We start from the raw sequence: 18019 nt of genomic DNA, 5'->3' as shown, positions 1-18019 counted from the left end.
GACAGGCCGACCACGTGCACTTGCGCGACCCCGTACCGGTCGAGAAGGCGACGAGGTCGCTGGCGAGGTCGGCCAGGCCGTAGGGCGGCATGGGCCAGCCGTCCGGCGCACGCGGCAGCTCCAGCACCGTGCCGGGCAGCACGCTGGAGCGACCGCTGTCGCGGTTGTCGGCCGCGATGGTGCGGTAGCCGGCGGCGTGCAGGCCGTCGAGGAACTGCGGGGTCCAGGCCGTGCGCTGCATACCGAGCCCTGCCACCAGCAGCACGGTCCCCGCCGCCTCGTCGGCCTCCGGTCCGCCGACCCAGACGTCCAGCACGACGGGCCGAGCAGCCACCGTGCCCACCACGACGGCGTCACCCACGAGCGGACCCGCGACGAGATCGTGGCCGGGACCGGAACCGGCCCTCACGGGCCTGTGCCCCGCTGCGCGTCGTCGCGATCTACCAGGGCGTCGAGCACGAGCTCGGCCGTGACGAGGTTGGTTGCCAGCGGGACGCCGTGGATGTCGCACAGCTTGAGCAGCGCCTGGATGTCGGGTTCGTGGGGATGCGCCGTCATGGGATCGCGCAGGAAGAGCACGCCGAGGACACCGCCGACCACCAGCCGTGCCCCGATCTGCACGTCTCCCCCGACCGGGCCGGACTCCACGCGTTCGACCTCGAGGCCGGTCGCGTCGGCGATGCGCCCGCCGGTCGTGCCGGTGGCCAGCAGGGGGAACCGGGCCAGATCCGCCCGGCGACGCTCGGCGAACGCGACCAGGTCGTTCTTGCGCGCGTCGTGGGCGATCAGCGCGAGCGCGGCATCGGGCTGCACCGTCGCCAACGAGGGGTCTCCTGTCCGGGCGGCGGCACCGTACACGTCGCCGGGCGCCTCGCCGGCCCGCCGCGCCGAGGCGGACTACCGTGCTGGGCGTCCCCCGCCCCGATCAGGGAGAGTCGAAGTGCGCGCGGTCACGTTCGAGGAGTTCGGCGGTCCCGAGGTCCTGCGGTTGCAGGACGTGGAGGAGCCGACGCCGGGTCCGGGCCAGCTGCTGGTCGAGGTGGCGGTGGCCGGGGTGAACTTCATCGACACCTACCAGCGCACCGGCGTGTACGCCCTCGACCTGCCGAGCGGTCTCGGGCTCGAGGGCGCCGGCATCGTCCGTGCGGTCGGCGAGGGGGTCACCAACCGCCGCGAAGGCGACCGGGTGGCATGGACCGACCAGCTCGGCTCGTACGCCCAGCTGGCGACGGTCGCCGCCGAGCGGACGGTCCCCGTGCCGGAGCGGGTCGACCTCGACACGGCCGCGGCGCTGATGCTGCAGGGCCTCACCGCCCACTACCTGACCAGTTCGACCTTCACGCTCGGCAGCGACCACACCGCGCTGATGTACGCGGCGGCGGGGGGCGTGGGCCGGCTGCTGCTGCAGCTCGCCAAGCGGCGTGGCGCCCGGGTGCTCGCGTGCACGTCGACCGACGAGAAGGAGGCCGAGGTCCGGCGTCTCGGCGCCGACGAGGTCATCCGCTACCGCGACGTCGACATCGCCGCCACCGTCCGCGAGCTCACCAACGGCGTCGGGGTCGACGTGGTCTACGACTCGGTGGGGGCCGACACGTTCGAAGCCTCGCTGGACTCGCTGCGACCGCGCGGGATGATGGTGCTCTACGGCGCCTCGTCCGGCCCCGTGCCCCCGATCGACCCGCAGATCCTCAATCCCAAGGGATCGCTGTTCCTGACCCGGCCGACGCTGAAGGACTACGTCGACACGCCGGACAGCCTCGAGTGGCGGGCGAACGCGCTCTTCGAGCTGGTGGCCCAGGAACAGCTCGAGGTGCACATCCACGACCGCTACCCCCTCGACGACGTCCAGCAGGCCCACATCGACCTCGAGTCGGGGAACACGGCCGGCAAGCTGCTGCTGCACCCGTGACGCCACCGCACCCGTGAGCGACGAGACGGCGGCGACGCTCGATCCCGACCCGGACGAGGAACCGACCGCGCGCGAGCGGCTGGCCGCGGTCGTCGAGCGGCGCCTCGACCTGCCCATGGCGGCACTGGCCGTCGTCTGGGCCGCGCTGGTCGGCTACGAGCTGATCGCGCCGGGCCGGATCCTGCCGGTGCTGACCACGGTCGGCAACGTCATCTGGGTCGTGTTCGTCGCCGAGTTCGTGCTGAAGCTGGTGCTGTCCGGACATCCGTTGCGCTTCCTGCGCCGGCGCTGGCCCTCGGTGCTGTTCCTGGTGCTCCCGGTACTGCGCGTGCTGCGCATCGCCCGTGCCCTGCGCGTCGTGCGCGTGCTCCCGGCCGCACGCGTGCTCGGGTCCTCGTACCGGGCGCTCGGGACGGCCCGCGGGCTGCTGACCGGCCGATTGCAGTTCCTCGGCGTCACGACCGGGATCGTGACCCTGGGCGGTGGGCAACTGTTGTACGTGCTCGAGCGGGGCCGCGAGGGCGGCGTGGCGTCGCTGGGTGACGCGTTGTACTGGTCGGCCAACCTCGCGATCGCCTCGAACCTGGTGCACCAGCCGGTCAGCCTGGCCGGCCGGCTGCTGAGCCTGGTGCTGTCGATCTACGCGCTGGTGGTGTTCGCGTCGCTCGCCGGGACACTCGGCGCGTTCTTCGTCGAGTCGCGCCAGGAGCGGGCCGCCCTCGAGGACGAAGGAGAACCGTCATGAGCGACACGACCCCCCGAACCGCCGCGGTGGAGGCGGCCGAGGCGCTCGGCCTCGCGCACGAGGTCCGCGTCATCGAGCGCGCCCGCAGCGTCGAGGAGGCAGCCGACCGGCTCGGTGTGCCGGTCGAACACCTGTACAAGACCCTGGTGGTGCGTCGCGGCCAGGACGACCACCTGCTCGTGCTGGTCCCCGGCCCGTCGCAACTCGACTGGGCGAAGCTGCGGGCGCACCTCGGCGTGTCGCGACTCTCGCTGCCCGACGCCGACGAGGCGCGCGAGGCCACCGGCTATGAGCGCGGCACCATCACCCCGCTCGGGACGCGGCAGCCGTTGCCGGTGATCGTCGACGCGGCGGCCACCGGTGCCGAACGGATCGCGATCGGCGGCGGTGCGCACGGCGTGTCCCTGCTGCTCTCGCCCACCGAGCTGGTGGCCGCCGTCGCCGCCGAGGTCGTCGACGTCACCCGGAACTGAACCACCCAGAGGAGTGCTGCTGTGCGTGCCATCCGCATCACCGAGTTCGGCGGGCCCGAGGTCCTCCAGGTCGTCGACGACGAACCCGAACCGTCACCCTTTCCCGGCGGCGTCGTCCTCGACGTCGCCCACGCCGGGCTGAACTACGCCGACACCCACCAGGCGGAGAACTCCTACCTCGCCCCCGCCAGCCTGCCGCTGGTGCCGGGGGCGGAGGTCGTCGGAACCACGCCCGACGGCCGGCGTGTCGTCGCGCTGCTGGCGGGTGGCGGCTACGCGCAGCGTGCCGCGGCGGCCGAGGCACTGACGTTCGAGGTACCCGACGGCGTCGACGACGGCCAGGCGCTCGCCCTGGTGCTCCAGGGCGCCACGGCCTGGCACCTGTTGCGGACCTCGGCGCGGCTGTCGGAGGGCGAATCCGTGGTCGTGCACGCCGCCGCCGGTGGCGTCGGCACCCTGGCGGTGCAGCTGGCGCGGCACTGGGGGGGCGGGCGGGTGATCGCGGTCGCGTCGTCCGAGGACAAGCGCCGGCTCGCGCTGGACCTCGGTGCCGACGTCGCGGTCGACGCCGGCGAGGCCGACCTCAAGGGCGCGATCGAGGACGCCGCGGACGGCAAGGTCGACGTCGTGCTGGAGATGGTCGGCGGCACGACGACCGACCAGAGCCTGGCGGCGCTGGCACCGTTCGGCCGGCTCGTGTTCTTCGGCATGGCGTCCCGCACGCCGCCGTCGCCGGTCGACCTCGGTCAGCTGATGCGTCGCTCGCGCGGCGTCATCGGCTTCTGGCTCGCCCACGCGATGAGCGATCCGCAGCGGCACCTCGCCGCCCCGATGCAGGAGCTGTTCGCGCTGACCGCGTCGGGCACGTTGCGCCCGGTGGTCGGCGGCACCTATCCGCTCGCGGACGCCGCGCAGGCCCACCGCGACCTGCGCGAACGGCGCTCTGTCGGCAAGTTGCTGCTCGACCCGAACACATGAGGAGTGACGGCCGTTCACCGCGGGAGCTGGCGGAGAAGTTCGGCCGGTTCGCCCCCGCCTGCGAGCAACGCAGCCCGCTGTACGGCCACCTCGCCCGAGCGGCCGCCCACGACCTCGACGTGGCTGGCCTGCTGGCGGCCGCGCCGACGTCCGGACTCGCCCACCCCACCCTGCTGTTCGCGGCGGTACACGACCTGGTCCTGCGGGGGGAGGCTCCCGAGCTCGCCGCCTGGTACCCGACCGCTGGCGGTACGCGGTCCCTGACCGACGGCGACCCGTGGCCGGTGTTCCGCGCCGCCGTGTTGCAACGCCGTGCCGCCGTCGAGGAATGCATCCGCACCCGCCGCACCCAGACCAACGAGGTGGGTCGCAGCACCGCGCTGCTCGCGGCGTTGCGACTGGTCGAACGCGACGCCGGCCGGCCGCTGGCGTGGCTGGACGTCGGCACCTCGGCCGGCCTGACGATGCGTCTCCGACACTTCCGCCACGACCTCGTCGGCGACGGCGTCGTTTCGGCCAGCCTCGGCCCGGCGGACGCAACGGTGCGACTGCGGTGCGACGTCGAGGGACAGCCGCCGTTCGACGCGTTGCCGGAGTTCGCCTGGCGGGCCGGCCTCGACGCGGCACCGGTCGAGGCCGCCGACGCCGACGCGGCCGGCTGGCTGCAGGCCTGTGTGTGGCCGGAACAGACCGATCGGCTGGATCGGCTGCGCGCCGCGCTGCAGGTCGCCGCTCGGGATCCGGTGCCGATCCACGCCGGGGACGCGGTGGGCGACCTCGCGGGCGTCGCCGCGCAGGCACCGTCGGACGCGCACCTGGTGATCAGCCACACCTGGGTGCTCGCCTACCTCGAGCGCGACGCGCGGGAGGCGTTCGACGACGCCGTGGCTTCGATCGGCGCCGACCGCGACCTCGACCGCATCGGCATGGAGAGCGGCGGGATCGTGCCGGGGACCAGGCCGGACGAGGTCGCGCGGTCCTGGCTCGGGCGCACGACGTGGCGTGACGGTGACCGGCACGACGCCGTGGTCGCCGAGGTCGACGACCATGGACGCTGGCTGCGGTGGGGTGTCGGCCCACGCTGAGATCTCTCTCAGCCTCCTGTCAGCGAGCGCTCAGCTGCGGCGGGCACGGTGTCCTCAAGCAACCAGGAAGGGACCTCCCCCATGAAGCACCTCTCCCGTTGGAAGACCGTGACGGCCGCGACGGCCACCGCGGCGCTCGCCGCCGGCGCATTGGGCCTGACCGCCGCCGTGGCCGGCAACGGCCCCGAGCCCGAACCGATCGCGCTGCAGGCCGAGGACCGACTCGGCGACCGGGTCGGCGCCGACTCGGCCGACTCCCCCGCCAGCCCGGCTTCGGCGGTCTCGACCGACTCGGTCACATCGCCACGCTCGGCCCCGTCCCCCGCCTCGACCGCCTCCCCGGTGTCGGCGGCGACGGCGGCCAGCCCGCCCTCCGCGCCGAGCCCGGCCTCGATCGACTCGCCGGATGCCGTCGCCGCGCCGACGGCCCGCGACACCGCCCGTGCGCAGGTCTCCGCCGACAGCTCGCCGAGCGTTGCCTCCCCGGCATCCGCGCCATCGCCCGCCACCCCGGACTCGCCGCCGAGCCCCGACACCCCGCCCTCGCCGGACAGCCCGCCGAGCGCCGACAGCCCCGACTCGGTCGACTCCCCGGACTCGATCGACAGCTGAGCCACCCGACGGGCCCAGGTGGCCCGACGCGATGCCCCGTCTGCCCCGGCGGGGCATCGCCATGTCCAGCGCCGGACACCGACGGGACGCGTCACCGCGCTGCGGCGAGCGCCTTGGCGACACGCACCTCGGTCTCGGTCTCCCACCCGGGGTCCTGGGCGCGGTGGGGACCGGTCGCCAGGGCGATCCAGGCGCCGGCGGTCGCCAGGGCGAGGGGACGGTCGCCGACCACGGGTCGGTAGGCCTCGGCGACCGCTGCAGCGTAGTCGCGCGCCCGGTCCGCCAGCTCGGGCCAGACGTGCCCGATGACCTCGAGGTGCGCGACGAGGTTGCCCGCATCCGTCACGAGGTGTCCGGGGCCGGCACCGTCGACGTCCAGCACGCCGGTGACGGCCCCGTCGGCCAGCAGCAGCTGCCCGTCGTGCAGATCACCGTGCACCGGCACCAGCGGCGCATCGAGCCCGACGATCTCGGCGGCGAGCCGCTGCAGGTCGGCGGCCGCCCCGGGCACGTACCGGCCGAGGAAGTCGAGGTGGCGGGTGGGATCCGCGAAGGCACGCGGATCACGCCGGCTGCGCAGCCCACTCGCCGCGAACTGATGGGACAGCTCCAGCAGCGCCTGCGGCTCCGGCAGGGGCAGTCCGCCGACGACCGCCTCACGCAGGGTCGCCCCGGCCATGGCCTCGAACGCCACGATGCCCTGCCGCGACGCGACCCCGACCACGCGTGGCACGGGCACCGTCGTCCGCAGCTGTCGGTGGAGTTCGGCGAGCTCGTCGGCGCGGCGTCCCGCCAGGACCTTCAGGTAGAGCAGACGTCCGCTCGCGCGCGCGTCCGCGCCGGTGGTCGCCGGATCGGTCACCGTCACCTCGACCACGGCACGACGCGTCGGCCGGTAGGCGCGGGTTCGTAGACCTACCTCCCCGGGCGGCCCGTCGAGGGTGTCGAGGAGTTCGCGGACCCGCTGGTAGTGCACCGCCGGCGCGAGCCCGGGCAGGAACGGATCGTTGGGGAAGCGCCACACCGCGACGGCGTCGGCGCCCTGCTGCAGGACGAAGCTGTCGGCCGGCAGCGGCTTGGCGTCGACGTGGGCGACCAGGAGCACCTCGTGGTGCTGGTCACCCGTCGCCAGGGTGGCGGCGTAGACGTGGGTCACCGACCGGCCCGGGCGGTGGTGCACGCTCCGGAGGGTGGCCTGGACGAGCCGGGCTCCGGCCTGACGGCTGGCCTCTCGCAGCACCTCGAGAGCGCCGTCGCCCTCGAGGTGGCGGGCCGCCGCCAAGGGGTCGCGCCCAGCCGTCGGTCGTTCGCCCACGCGCGCTCCTGTCGTTCGGTCCGGCCGCAGGGCGCAGCCAAGTCCCCGCCGCTGGCCCGCGCCTGAGGGTGGGATGAGAAGCTTCTCAGCTACCGCGCCGAACGTCGGCGGGTCCTGCACACTGCCACCATGAACGTATTGATCGTCGAGGACGAAGCGCGCATCGCGGCCTTCGTCGAGCGCGGGCTCAAGGCCGAGGGGTTCGGGGTACAGATCGCCCCCGACGGTGAGACCGGCTATGCCCTGGCCTGCAACGAGGACATCGACCTCGTGGTGCTCGACCTGATGTTGCCCGGCCTGTCCGGCGAAGAGGTGCTCGCACGGTTGCGGCAGCGGCGTCCGGACGTCCCCGTGATCATCCTGACCGCCCGTGACGCGGTCGAGGACCGGGTGCGCAACCTCAACAACGGCGCCGACGACTACGTCACCAAGCCGTTCAGCTTCGTCGAGCTGCTCGCGCGCATCCATGCCCGTCTCCGCGCCCGGGACCAGGTCAGCGCCACCGAACTGACCGCCGGTGGCGTCACACTGGACCTGAGGACGCGCACAGCCCGGATCGAGGGCCACGAGGTCTCGCTGACCGCGCGCGAGTTCGCGCTGCTCGAGAACTTCATGCGTCACCCCAACCAGGTGCTGTCCCAGGTCCAGTTGATGGACCGGGTCTGGGGCTACGACTTCGATCCCGGTTCCAACGTCGTCGAGGTCTACGTCGGGTACCTGCGCCGGAAGCTGCGCAAGGACCTGATCGAGACCGTCCGGGGTGCCGGCTACCGCCTGCGGACCTCGTGATGGACCGCCTGCGCCGCTCGCTGCGCTTCCTCCGGGTCCGGGTCCCGGCCACCGCGATGGCCGTGTTCGCGGTCAGCCTCGCCGTGGCGGCGGTGCTCGCCTACGAACTGCTGCTCCAGGACGGCCGTCGCGACATCGACATCGTCATCGCCCGCGAGCAGGAGCGCTTCGCGCTGTCGATGTCCGAACTGCTCGCCGACGCGCAGGAGGACCTGCCGGGGGCGAGCGACGACGAGGCGCTGCGCGCGGCCGTGACCCGCTACCTGCAGCTCAATCCCGCGACGCCGTCGTACTGGGCCATCGTGACGTTCGCCGACGGCCATCAGCAGGCCGCGGCGAACGGGCCGCCCGAGCTCGAGCCGCTCTTCCACGCGGGCGCACTGCCCCAGGGCCGGCTGAACGTGCGCGAGACGATCCCGACCGAGGCCGGTGACGTTCGCACGGCCACGGTCCCGATCCTCCTCGGCGGCGACCGGGTCGGCACGCTGCAGATCGTCGCGCCGTTGGCGCCGGTCCGCGCCGAGGCGATGGAGGCCGCCGGACTGGTGGCCGCCGCGGCCGGCGTGTCGCTGCTGCTCGGGGGCATCCTGCTGGCGGCGACGCTGTGGCGCTCGCTCGCCCCGCTGGGCCAGCTGGCGGCGACCGCCCGCAACACCAACCTGCGCTCCCTCGACGCCCGCGTCGACGAGCCCGACGGCGACGACGAAGTCGGCCTGCTCGCGCGCGAGTTCAACACCATGCTCGCCCGCCTGGCGGCGGCCTCGGACCAACAGCGCGAGTTCATGGCCAGCATCGGGCACGAACTCCGCACGCCCATCACGATCGCTCGAGGCCACCTCGAGGTGCTCGAGAGCGTCGGTGCCGGCGACCGGGCACTGACGTCCGAGACCGTCGCCATCCTGCAGGACGAGTTGCGGCGGATGGGCCGGCTGGTCGAGGACCTGATGGCGATCGCCCGCTCGGGGATGGACGACTTCGCCCGCCGACGGCCCGTCGAACTCGTGCACTGGTTCGAGGAGCTCGAGCTGCGGCTCTCGGGGACGCCGAGCGGCCGTCAGGTCCGCATCCAGCCCCCGCCACCGGTCACGCTGCAGGCCGACCCCGACCGCCTCGCCCAGGCGGTGCTGAACCTGGTCTCCAACGCCGAGGTGCACACCCCGCCCGGCACCGACATCCGGGTCGAGGCCGGTCTCCGCCCGCGACACGTGGTCGTGGCCGTACACGACGACGGACCCGGCATTCCCGAGGAAATCCGTGACCAGGTGTTCGCCCCCTTCGTGCGCGCCGGCGAGGCACCCTCGTCCACCGGGCTGGGTCTGAGCGTCGTCAAGGCGGTCGTCGACGCCCACGACGGCGAGGTGGTGCTCGACACCGGGGCCCACGGGACCCGGATCGAACTGCTGCTGCCCTGGCAGCCGGCGGCGGACGAGACAGAACTACTCGAGGACCGACCTCGTGAGGCGACCGCGCCGAGCGTGCCCGCGCAGCCGCCGTCGACGACGGCGCCGGTCCAGACGCTGGTGCCCGACACGTCGGCCGCTGCCGCGGAGCAGCGCGCGCCGAGGGCGCCGACGTCCGACACCCTCCGCCTCCCACGCGAGGCCGACGACACCCTTCCCACCCTGCGCGTCCGACGCCCCGACTGAGGGAGGCTGCTGATGGATTCCGCACGCCGCTGGCAGGTCGCCTCGCTGGTCACCGCCGCCGCCAGCATCGGCATGGGCGCACTCGCGATCCAGCGCCCGTCGGTGCAGACGATCGAGCCGATCGACCTCGACGTGAGCAGCGCGCACGCGGCCGAGCGGATCGAACTGGTGCCGCAATTGCCCAGTGAGCGCAACGCCGTCATCGTCGCACCGGACCTGCTGGAGCGGGCCCCGACCCCGGCGACCCCGACGACCGCGGCGTCGACGACGACGCCGGCCTCCACGGCCACCCCGGCCACCGCGGCCTCGATCGACTCGCCCGACGACGGCCCCACCGCGACCGCGTCGCCGGCCCCTTCGCCGACGGTCCGCTCCCCCGCGCCCGCACCGACGCAGGCGGCCGACAGTCCGGACAGCGTGGACAGCGTCGACAGCATCGACAGCTGACACACCCGGCCGTGCCGGGCGGTGCCAGGGCTATCCTCGCCGGCATGCGCCCCTGGGTCCTGCCGTTCGTCGCCGGCGCCACCGCGGTGGCGTTGATCGCCACCAGCATCGGCCTGATCGTCCAGACCCGCAGGGCGGCGGCGGCAGAGGAACGGGCCGAGCAGCTGGCGAGCGAGGTCGACCAGCTGCGGGAGCGGGTCCGGGACCTCGAGGCCGGGCGCGCTCCCGACGACGACGGGGCAGGTCTCGGCGGGCTGCTCGACGGGCTGCTCGACGGCAGCGACGGGCTCGGGGGGCTGCTCGGCGGCCTGCTCGGTGGTGGCGACCTCGGCGGTCTGATCGGCGCCGACGCCCAGCCCGGCATGGCCTGCATGGTCGCCGACGGCGGCCTGTCCGGTGGTCTGCCGGGGTTGCTGGGTGACGGGGGCCTCGACGGACTGCTCGACGGCGACCTCGGTGGTCTCCTCGGCGACGGCGGCCTGGGCGGGCTGCTCGGGCGGGAGGGGAACACCGGTGCGTCGCCGGCCGAGCCGCTCCCCGACGATCCCGATGCGCTGGTAGCGGCCCTGGTCCCGCAGGTGGCCGCGGACCGCGGGCTGGCGTGGACCGATCCCGTCGAGGTCGACTTCCTCACGGGAACGCAGCTCCGGGAGCGCCTGGACGCCCTGTTGGCCGAGGACGCCGACCCGGCGCGCGACGACGCCTACGAGCGGCTGCTCGTCGCGTTGGGAGCCGTCCCCCCGGACACCGACCTCGCGGCGGTCCGTCGAGAGCTCCTGGGTGAGCAGGTGGCCGGCTTCTACGCGCCGGACACCGGCGAACTGGTGGTGCGGGTCCCCGACGACGGCGCGGTCGGCACGCTCGACAAGATCACCCTGGTGCACGAACTGCAGCACGCCCTGGCCGACCAGGCGCTCGGCCTGCCCGACCTCGAGGCGCTCGAGGGCTCGGACCGCATCCTGGCGGCGCAGGCGGTCGTTGAGGGCGACGCGACACTGTTCATGAACCGGTGGGCACTGCGCAACGTCGCGGTCGAGGACCAGCTCGAGGCGGCGACCGGCGAGGACGCGGCCCGCGCACAGGCCGGGCTCGACGGGGTGCCGCCCTACCTCCAGCGCGAGCTGCTGTTCCCCTACACCGAAGGCCTGGACTGGGTCTGTGACCGCTGGCTCGAGAATGGCTGGGACGGCGTCGACGCGGCCTACGCGGACCCGCCGACGACGACTGCGGAGATCCTGTTCGGTGCGCATGCCGGTCCGCCCGACGATCTCGCGGGTCCCGCCGCGCCCGACGGGTTCGATGAGCTGCTGCGGGACGAGTTCGGCGCCGCCCCGCTGCTGTGGCTGTTCGAGGCGCCAGGGGGCGACGAGACCGCGGCCTTGCCCGAGGCCCGCCTCGCGGCGTCCGCCTGGGCCGGCGGTGCGGTGACGGTCTCCGGGAACGGGGACGCGACCGCGGTCGGCGTGACGCTGGGCGACGGGACCGGGACCCTGTGCGAGGACGTGGCGAGCTGGTACGCCGCCGCCTTCCCCGACGCGTCGGGCACCACGTCGGGAGCAGAGCGCACGTTCCGTTCGGCCCGGCAGGCAGCCGTCCTGGTGTGCGAGGACCGGTCGGTCCAGCTCGGGATCGGACCCGACGCGGACGTCGCCCGGGCCGCCGCCGGTTAGCGACGGACGGTCACAGCAGGACCAGGTCGTCGCGGTGCACGACCTCGCGCGCGAAGCCGGACCCGAACGCCTCGGCGGCGGCCGACGTGGAACGTCCCGCGATGCGCCGCAGGTCGGTGACCGCGTAGTTGCTCAGACCGCGGGCGACCACGCGTCCGTCGGGACCGAGGACCTCGACGGCGTCGCCGACGGCGAAGTCGCCGTCGGCGTGGACGACCCCGACCGACAGCAACGACGCCCCACCGACCCGCAGCGCGTGGACGGCGCCCTCGTTGACGCTGATCTGCCCGTGAACGCGCAGGGCGAAGCCGATCCACAACCGCCGGGCCTCGAGGCGCTGTTCCTGGGCGACGAACCAGGTACCGACGTCGCGCCCGTCGAGCACGTCGGCGAGGACGTCGGGGCGGCGGGCGTTCGCGACCACGGCGTGCGCAGCCGAACGAACGGCGACCCGCGCCGAGCCGACCTTCGTGCGCATCCCGCCCGAGCCGACGTAGGAACCGACGCCGCCGATGGAGGCGTCGTCGAGCGCATCGACGTCGTCGACGCGGGCGATCAGGCCGACCTCGGACGAGACGCGTGGGTCGCCGTCGAACAACCCGTCGACGTCACTGAGCAGGACCAGCAGCTGCGCCTCGAGCATCGAGGCGACCAACGCCGCGAGGTGGTCGTTGTCGCCGTAGGACAGCTCCTCGGTGGCGACGGCGTCGTTCTCGTTGATGACCGGCATCGCCCCGAGCTCGAGCAGGCGCCGCAGGGTCGTACGGGCGTTGAGGTAGCGGGCCCGACGGACGAAGTCGTCCTGGCTGAGCAGGATCTGCGCCGCGGCGCGGTCGTGCCGCGCCAGCACCTGCTGGTACTCGTGGATCAGCTCACCCTGTCCGACGGCGGCACAGGCCTGCAGTGTCGGCAGGTCGGTGGGGCGGCGCTCGAGGCCGAGCAGTCCCATGCCGGCGGCGACGGCCCCCGACGAGACCAGCACCACCTGCGTGCCGGCCTCCTGGGCGGCGACGAGCTGTTCGGCGACGGCCGCGACCTGGGCCCGGTCGAGCCGGCCATCGGGACCGCGGAGCGACGAGGACCCGACCTTGACCACGGCCAGCCGGGGGCGCTCGAAGCGAACGCCCGTGCCCGTCACGGTGTCGCCCCGCCGAGGTCGTCGGGCTCCGACCCGGGGGGCAGGGACGTCGTCGTGTCCCACTCCGGCTCGAGCTCGTCGGGGTCGACGTCCTCGGGGTCGTGTTCACCGGCCAGGATCGCCTCCCGTTCCTCGGCCGGGAGATCGTCGAGATCGGGATCGAAGTCGAAGACCAGCTCGCTGATGACGACCTCGTCGCCCTTGCGGGCGCCCGCGTCGACGAGCGCCTTCTCGACGCCGGCGCGGCGCAGGCGACCCTGCAGATAACGGACCGCTTCCCAGTCCTCCAGCGGCAGCATCTGCACCCAGCGCTCGATGCGGGCTCCGGTCACCTCGTAGCCCTCGTCGGTCCGGGTCACCTCGAAGTCGCGCCGGCGCTGACCGAGTCGCAGCACGACCTCCTCGTCGACGACCGGCGTCTCGACCACGATGTCGCCACGGACCTCGCGCTCGGCGGCCACGAGGACACCGAGGCGGTAACGCAGCGTGTCCAGGCCCGTGCCGGCGACGGCGGACACCGGCAGCACCTCCTCGCCGGCCTCCTCCAGCTGTTCGCGCACGAGGTCGGCCATCGCCTGGCCGTCGGGCAGGTCGAGCTTGTTCAGCACCACCAGCTGGGGACGCTCGAGCAAGGACGGGTCGTGCTTGCGCAGCTCCTCGCGCAGCGCCGCGAGGTCGCGCACCGGGTCGCGGTCGGGGTCCATCGGCACGGCGTCCAGCACGTGGAGCAGCACCAGGCAGCGCTCGATGTGACGCAGGAAACGGATGCCAAGGCCCTTGCCCTCGGCCGCGCCCTCGATCAGGCCCGGGACGTCGGCGAGCACCACGTCGATCGGTTGCCCGTCGGCGTCCTCGCCGGCGCGCATGACCCCGAGGTGGGGGGTCAGCGTCGTGAACGGCCACGCCTCGATGCGCGGACGCGCCGAGGACAGCCTCGCGACCAGCGACGACTTGCCGGCCGACGGGAAGCCGACCAGTCCGACGTCGGCGATCATCTTCAGTTCCAGCCGCAGCGAGCGGTCGCCGACCTTCTCCCCCCGTTCGGCGAAGCGGGGCAGCCGCCGGTAGCGCGTCGTGAACGCGGTGTTGCCGCGGCCGCCACGCCCACCGCGACCGGCCACCCAGCGCTGACCGTCATCGACGAGGTCGGCCAGGACGGCGCCCGTGTCGCGGTCACGCACGACCGTGCCGAGCGGCACGCTGATGACCTCGTCGCGCCCCTCGGCGCCGGTGCGGTTCTGCCCCGACCCGTGGCCGCCGTCACCACCGCGACGGTGCGGGGTGCGGTGCAGGTCGAGCAGCGAGGTGGTGTTGCGATCGGCCACGAACACCACGTCGCCGCCGCGGCCGCCGTCGCCACCGTCTGGCCCGCCGCGCGGCACGTGCGCTTCACGGCGCATGGAGACCGAGCCGTTGCCGCCGTCGCCGCCGCGCACGTGCACCGTGCACTCGTCGACAAAGCTCGGGGTGTCCACGTCAGGCTCCGCTCGTGTGCGTGGTGGGTCGGACAGCGACGGAAAAGGGCGGCCACGACGGGCCGCCCTTGATCCGTTGCTGCAACGTCGCGGTCGTCAGTCCTGGGTCGGCAGGACCGAGACGGTGGTGCGGGTGCGCGTCTTGTGGAAGCTGACGGCACCGTCGGCGAGCGCGAACAGCGTGTCGTCGCCGCCACGGCCCACGTTCTCGCCGGGGTGGACCTTGGTGCCGCGCTGGCGGACGATGATGCCGCCGGCACGGATGGTCTCGCCGCCGTACTTCTTCACGCCGAGGCGCTTCGCGTTGGAATCGCGGCCGTTGTTGGACGAGCCGCCGCCCTTCTTGTGCGCCATGTCAGATCTCCTCGATGCGGACGGTCGTCCGGTGCTGGCGGTGCCCCCGCCGCTTGTGCTGCCGGGACTTGTTCTTGTAGGTGAACACCCGGATGCGCTGGCCCTTGTCGTGACCGGTGATGGTGCCCTTGACGGCCCGGCCGTCGAGGTCACCGCCGGTGGTGACGTCACCGTCGTCGCCGACGACGAGCACCGGGACGAGCTCGACGGCGTCGCCGACCTCGCCGGCCAACTTCTCGATGACGACTTCCTGACCGGGCTTGACCCGGTACTGCTTGCCGCCCGTGGCGATGACCGCGTACACGGTGGCCTCCTGGCTTTCGATGCCGCCCCGAGCACGAGGCGAGTGGACGTGAAAAGGTCGGTCCGTCGCGTTCCCGGGAGCCTTCCCGGCCGCATGCCAGCGCACAGGGCGTGGCGGAGTCGGTCGTGCGAGGACCGGGCGTCGGGCGAAGGGGCGAGACGGGCGCGCGAAGCAACCGCGTGGGACGACGCGCGTCGGAGCAAGGTACCGGCGGCACGTACGGCTGGTCAACCGGGGCCCGTAGTCTGCCGTCCACACGCGCACGGGCGTCCCGCCGCCCCTGACCGAAGGACCGACGTGAGCTCCACCTGCGCCGACGCGACCCGCCTCGCGAAGGAGGCGCCGGCCGGCACCGCGCCGACGGCACGGGGCTGGGTGTGCGTGGAGCAGGGCGGCGCATGGGGTCGCAAGGCGGAGCGCGAATCCGGTCTCGACCCCGAGGTCGCCGCCCACCTGTCCGGCGCCGTCGAGGACCTGCCGGTCCGCCTGCAGCTGATCCGGCGTCCCCGCCGACAGGCCCGTGCGACGCCGGGTGCCATGGACCGGGTCGCCCAGCGGCGGACCGTCCTGCTCGCACATGCCGGGCCGCAGCCGTGGCTCGAGGAGCTCGAGGTGGACGACGTGCGCATGTTGCTGGCGCTGGATCCGTCCGTGTGCGACTCCCCCACCCCGCCGGGCCTCGGGCGTCGCGTCGACGAGCCGCGCTACCTCGTGTGCACGCACGCCAAACGCGACCGTTGCTGCGCCACCTACGGACGTCCGATCGCCGACACCCTGGCCGCCCTGCACCCCCACCGGACATGGGAGGTGTCGCACGTCGGCGGCCACCGGTTCGCGGCGAACCTGCTGGTGCTGCCGTACGGCACGGTGCACGGGGGACTCGACGTCGCCGCCGCGGTCCGCGTCGTCGACCTGCTCGCCGCCGGGCGCCTCGAGCTGTCCACCGCCCGTGGCCGCTCCGGCCTGCCGCGCCCTGCGCAGGCCGCCGAGCTGCTGGTTCGCGAGCGGCTCGGGCTGGACCACCTCGACGCGGTGGTGGTCGACGGGGTCGCCGACCTCGGCGACGACCGGGCCGAGGTCGGCCTGCGGGCGGAGGGCACCGACTTCGTCGCCGAGGTGGTCCGCGAACCGACGGGCGTCCCACGTCCGCTGTCGTGCGACAGCGACGACGCCGAGGACCCCGGCGTCTACCGGCTGGTCGCGCTCACGCCGGCCGGGGACCGCTGATGTCGCGGCTGCCGCTCCGTGTCGCGCCGATCGCGCATCGGTGCGGGATCTGCGCGACATGGACCGCCAGGCGCGACAGGGTCAGCCGCGCAACGCGTGCCAGCTGATCGCGGGCAGCAGGCGCCGGTCCCCCGTCGCGGTCAATTCGACCAGCTTGGGCGCGAGCTTCGCCAACGCCCGGTGGCTGTGGAACCACACCGGCTTGAGCGGCGGGCGGAACGGTCCGCGCACGACCGCCTTCTCGACGTCCTCGAGCAGGAAGGTGTTGTGCACGACGCCGGTTCCCGACTGGATGTCCTGCGGGGTCGAGCCGGGGTAGGGACCCCAGCTGGTGGAAGCCATGCCGTAGGGCACGGCCGACCAGTGGTTGACCACGACCGACCCGTAGCGCAGGCGGTCGATGGCACGCTCGACCGCCATGGCGATCTCGGGGTCCTTCATCGAGTCCGGGTGGACCAGGATCGACGCCGACAGCGTCCCCCACAGGGTCTCGTTGCAGAATTCCACGGCGGCGTCGAGGTAGTCGCCGACCGCACGCGGCGCGTCCAGCGCCACCTCGCCGAACACGCCACAGAACGACTCGGTGGTGAACGCCACGTCGTCGAGGTCGTCGGGATCGAGGTCGGGGATGAGGGTGAACGGCAGCCGGTCGTCGTCGCCCTCGCCGGGGGCGGTCCCGTACCACTCGGCCGTGGGATGGGCGGCGGTGAACTGCCGCCACCGCTCGACCGCGCCCGGGTAGTAGGGCACGCGGGGCTCGGCCCGACGCAGTGAGTCGCGGATGGCGTTGACGAGCTTGCGCCGCTTGGCCCACTGGCGGTGCTGGACGACGACCCGTGCGGCGACACAGTTGAAGCCGCCGTTGTTGACCAGCATCGACGCGATGTTCTCGCCGTGGAAAGCGAGGTCCTTCTCGCTCCAGGGTCCGGGTACCACGATCACCGGACTGACGTTGCCGAGCTCGGCCGTGACGGGTTTGGTCGACCTCGGCTCGCCCGCCGCCTTGCGACGTGCGCCCTCCTCGCCGGTGCCGAAGACGATGGCCTCGTAGGTCTTGTCCGACCCCGTGACGTGGATGGTGTCGACCGCGTCGTGTGTCGTCAGGTACTCGCCGACCTCCTGCCCGCCGTAGACGATGCGGAGGAACCCTTCGCGCACCAGCGGCTGGAACGCGGCCCCGATGTGGGGGCCGAGGTGGGCGTTGACCGGGTTCATCTTCAGCACGACGACGCGGTTGCGGGCGAACAGTTCGTACAGCGCGTCCATCGGCCCGATCGACGAGACGTTGCCTGCCCCGAGGACCAGCGAAACGGTCGGCGCGGACGTCTGCGGGTCGCGGTAGACGCGGCCGATGCGCGCGACGGCCTGGTCCAGGGAGACGTCCGGCTGCAGCCGCACCTCGCCGGTGAACCCGGTGAACAGCAGCTGGTCGACCCAGTCGACGGGAAACACCTTCGCGACGACCTGCCCGTTCGGCGCGACCTCGAGCGACGGCGGCTGCGGACGCCCGGTGTCACGGACCTGTTCGAGGGTGCGGACCAGCAGCTGCAGGTTGCGGATCACCAGGAGCGGACCGGAGATCCAGTCCTCGCCCATCAGCGGCGAGTCCCGCCGGATCCCCTTGGCCTCGGCCGCGGCCAGCGTCCACGCCGGGGCGGCCTCCAGGGCGTCGTCGACGAGCTCCGCCAGGAGTTCGAGGCGGGCGTCGACGTCGGTGGCGATCCACGCCGCGGCGCGCTCGCGCAGCGTCGCGAGGGCGGCGTCGAGGTCGTGTGTGGCGGTCGGTGCGACCTCGTGCCCGGGTTCGGGGATCGCCAGGGTCCCCGTCGAATTCGCCGTCGCCACCACAGGC

Annotated in this window: 18 protein-coding genes; 10 read left to right on the top strand and 8 right to left on the bottom strand. The window is 73.4% G+C overall.

Annotation, left to right across the window (positions count from 1 at the left end; genetic code table 11):
* Positions 1 to 405: 405 nt before the first annotated feature.
* Positions 406 to 822, bottom strand: a complete 417-nt coding sequence (locus tag ACERMF_RS14390) for a methylglyoxal synthase (protein ID WP_373669802.1) — start codon at positions 820 to 822, stop codon at positions 406 to 408.
* Positions 823 to 940: 118 nt separating this feature from the next.
* Here ACERMF_RS14390 and ACERMF_RS14385 point away from each other — a divergent pair, with 118 nt between their 5' ends.
* From ACERMF_RS14385 to ACERMF_RS14365, 5 genes are read left to right on the top strand one after another with little or no spacing between them, the layout of a single operon-like run.
* Positions 941 to 1909 carry a quinone oxidoreductase gene (locus tag ACERMF_RS14385; protein ID WP_373669801.1) on the top strand — a complete coding sequence of 323 codons (969 nt, stop codon included), beginning with the start codon at positions 941 to 943 and terminating at the stop codon, positions 1907 to 1909.
* A gap of 13 nt (positions 1910 to 1922) precedes the next feature.
* The gene (locus ACERMF_RS14380; RefSeq protein WP_373669800.1) at positions 1923 to 2654 is read left to right on the top strand and encodes a hypothetical protein; all 732 of its coding nucleotides are present in this window, start codon (positions 1923 to 1925) and stop codon (positions 2652 to 2654) included.
* On the top strand, positions 2651 to 3127 hold the full coding sequence (locus ACERMF_RS14375) for an aminoacyl-tRNA deacylase (RefSeq protein ID WP_373669799.1): 477 nt from the start codon (positions 2651 to 2653) through the stop codon (positions 3125 to 3127). The genes ACERMF_RS14380 and ACERMF_RS14375 overlap by 4 nt, the downstream gene beginning before the upstream one ends.
* Positions 3128 to 3148: 21 nt before the next feature.
* A complete protein-coding gene (locus ACERMF_RS14370; protein WP_373669798.1) occupies positions 3149 to 4105 on the top strand; it encodes a zinc-binding alcohol dehydrogenase family protein in 957 nt (318 codons plus the stop codon).
* On the top strand, positions 4102 to 5190 hold the full coding sequence (locus ACERMF_RS14365; protein ID WP_373669797.1) for a DUF2332 domain-containing protein: 1089 nt from the start codon (positions 4102 to 4104) through the stop codon (positions 5188 to 5190). Before ACERMF_RS14370 ends, ACERMF_RS14365 begins: the two co-directional genes overlap by 4 nt.
* 8 nt (positions 5191 to 5198) lie before the next feature.
* On the opposite strand, the gene ACERMF_RS14360 is transcribed toward ACERMF_RS14365, so the two are convergent.
* Positions 5199 to 5807 (bottom strand): hypothetical protein, encoded by a 609-nt coding sequence (locus ACERMF_RS14360; protein ID WP_373669796.1) that lies wholly within the window; start codon positions 5805 to 5807, stop codon positions 5199 to 5201.
* A gap of 86 nt (positions 5808 to 5893) precedes the next feature.
* On the bottom strand, positions 5894 to 7117 hold the full coding sequence (locus ACERMF_RS14355; protein ID WP_373669795.1) for a phosphotransferase: 1224 nt from the start codon (positions 7115 to 7117) through the stop codon (positions 5894 to 5896).
* 129 nt (positions 7118 to 7246) lie between these two features.
* On the opposite strand from ACERMF_RS14355, the gene ACERMF_RS14350 reads away from it, so the two are divergent.
* Genes ACERMF_RS14350 through ACERMF_RS14335 form a run of 4 tightly spaced genes read left to right on the top strand, consistent with a single transcriptional unit; the run spans position 7247 to position 11669 of the window.
* A complete protein-coding gene (locus ACERMF_RS14350; protein WP_373669794.1) occupies positions 7247 to 7906 on the top strand; it encodes a response regulator transcription factor in 660 nt (219 codons plus the stop codon).
* On the top strand, positions 7906 to 9552 hold the full coding sequence (locus ACERMF_RS14345) for an ATP-binding protein (protein WP_373669793.1): 1647 nt from the start codon (positions 7906 to 7908) through the stop codon (positions 9550 to 9552). The genes ACERMF_RS14350 and ACERMF_RS14345 overlap by 1 nt, the downstream gene beginning before the upstream one ends.
* Before the next feature lie 12 nt (positions 9553 to 9564).
* Positions 9565 to 9999, top strand: a complete 435-nt coding sequence (locus tag ACERMF_RS14340) for a hypothetical protein (RefSeq protein WP_373669792.1) — start codon at positions 9565 to 9567, stop codon at positions 9997 to 9999.
* Positions 10000 to 10043: 44 nt separating this feature from the next.
* The gene (locus ACERMF_RS14335) at positions 10044 to 11669 is read left to right on the top strand and encodes a hypothetical protein (RefSeq protein ID WP_373669791.1); all 1626 of its coding nucleotides are present in this window, start codon (positions 10044 to 10046) and stop codon (positions 11667 to 11669) included.
* 10 nt (positions 11670 to 11679) lie between these two features.
* Here the strand turns inward: ACERMF_RS14335 and proB are convergent, their stop codons facing one another.
* The 4 genes from proB to rplU form a co-directional block, all read right to left on the bottom strand.
* Positions 11680 to 12807, bottom strand: a complete 1128-nt coding sequence (gene proB, locus ACERMF_RS14330; RefSeq protein ID WP_373669790.1) for a glutamate 5-kinase — start codon at positions 12805 to 12807, stop codon at positions 11680 to 11682.
* The gene (gene obgE, locus ACERMF_RS14325) at positions 12804 to 14282 is read right to left on the bottom strand and encodes a GTPase ObgE (RefSeq protein ID WP_373669789.1); all 1479 of its coding nucleotides are present in this window, start codon (positions 14280 to 14282) and stop codon (positions 12804 to 12806) included. Before obgE ends, proB begins: the two co-directional genes overlap by 4 nt.
* A gap of 96 nt (positions 14283 to 14378) precedes the next feature.
* A complete protein-coding gene (gene rpmA / locus ACERMF_RS14320; RefSeq protein ID WP_130649110.1) occupies positions 14379 to 14636 on the bottom strand; it encodes a 50S ribosomal protein L27 in 258 nt (85 codons plus the stop codon).
* A 1-nt stretch (position 14637) separates the two neighbouring features.
* Positions 14638 to 14940 carry a 50S ribosomal protein L21 gene (rplU, locus tag ACERMF_RS14315; protein WP_373669788.1) on the bottom strand — a complete coding sequence of 101 codons (303 nt, stop codon included), beginning with the start codon at positions 14938 to 14940 and terminating at the stop codon, positions 14638 to 14640.
* Between the two features lie 297 nt (positions 14941 to 15237).
* Here rplU and ACERMF_RS14310 point away from each other — a divergent pair, with 297 nt between their 5' ends.
* Entirely contained in the window at positions 15238 to 16167 is a 930-nt protein-coding gene (locus tag ACERMF_RS14310; RefSeq protein ID WP_373669787.1) for a sucrase ferredoxin, read from the top strand.
* A gap of 81 nt (positions 16168 to 16248) precedes the next feature.
* Here the strand turns inward: ACERMF_RS14310 and ACERMF_RS14305 are convergent, their stop codons facing one another.
* Positions 16249 to 18012, bottom strand: a complete 1764-nt coding sequence (locus tag ACERMF_RS14305; protein WP_373669786.1) for an aldehyde dehydrogenase family protein — start codon at positions 18010 to 18012, stop codon at positions 16249 to 16251.
* Positions 18013 to 18019: the final 7 nt, after the last annotated feature.

Source organism: Egicoccus sp. AB-alg6-2 (assembly GCF_041821025.1).
Taxonomy (GTDB): domain Bacteria; phylum Actinomycetota; class Nitriliruptoria; order Nitriliruptorales; family Nitriliruptoraceae; genus Egicoccus.
Note: the sequence above shows the minus strand (reverse complement) of the source record. Positions and strands in the feature narration are given on the sequence as shown.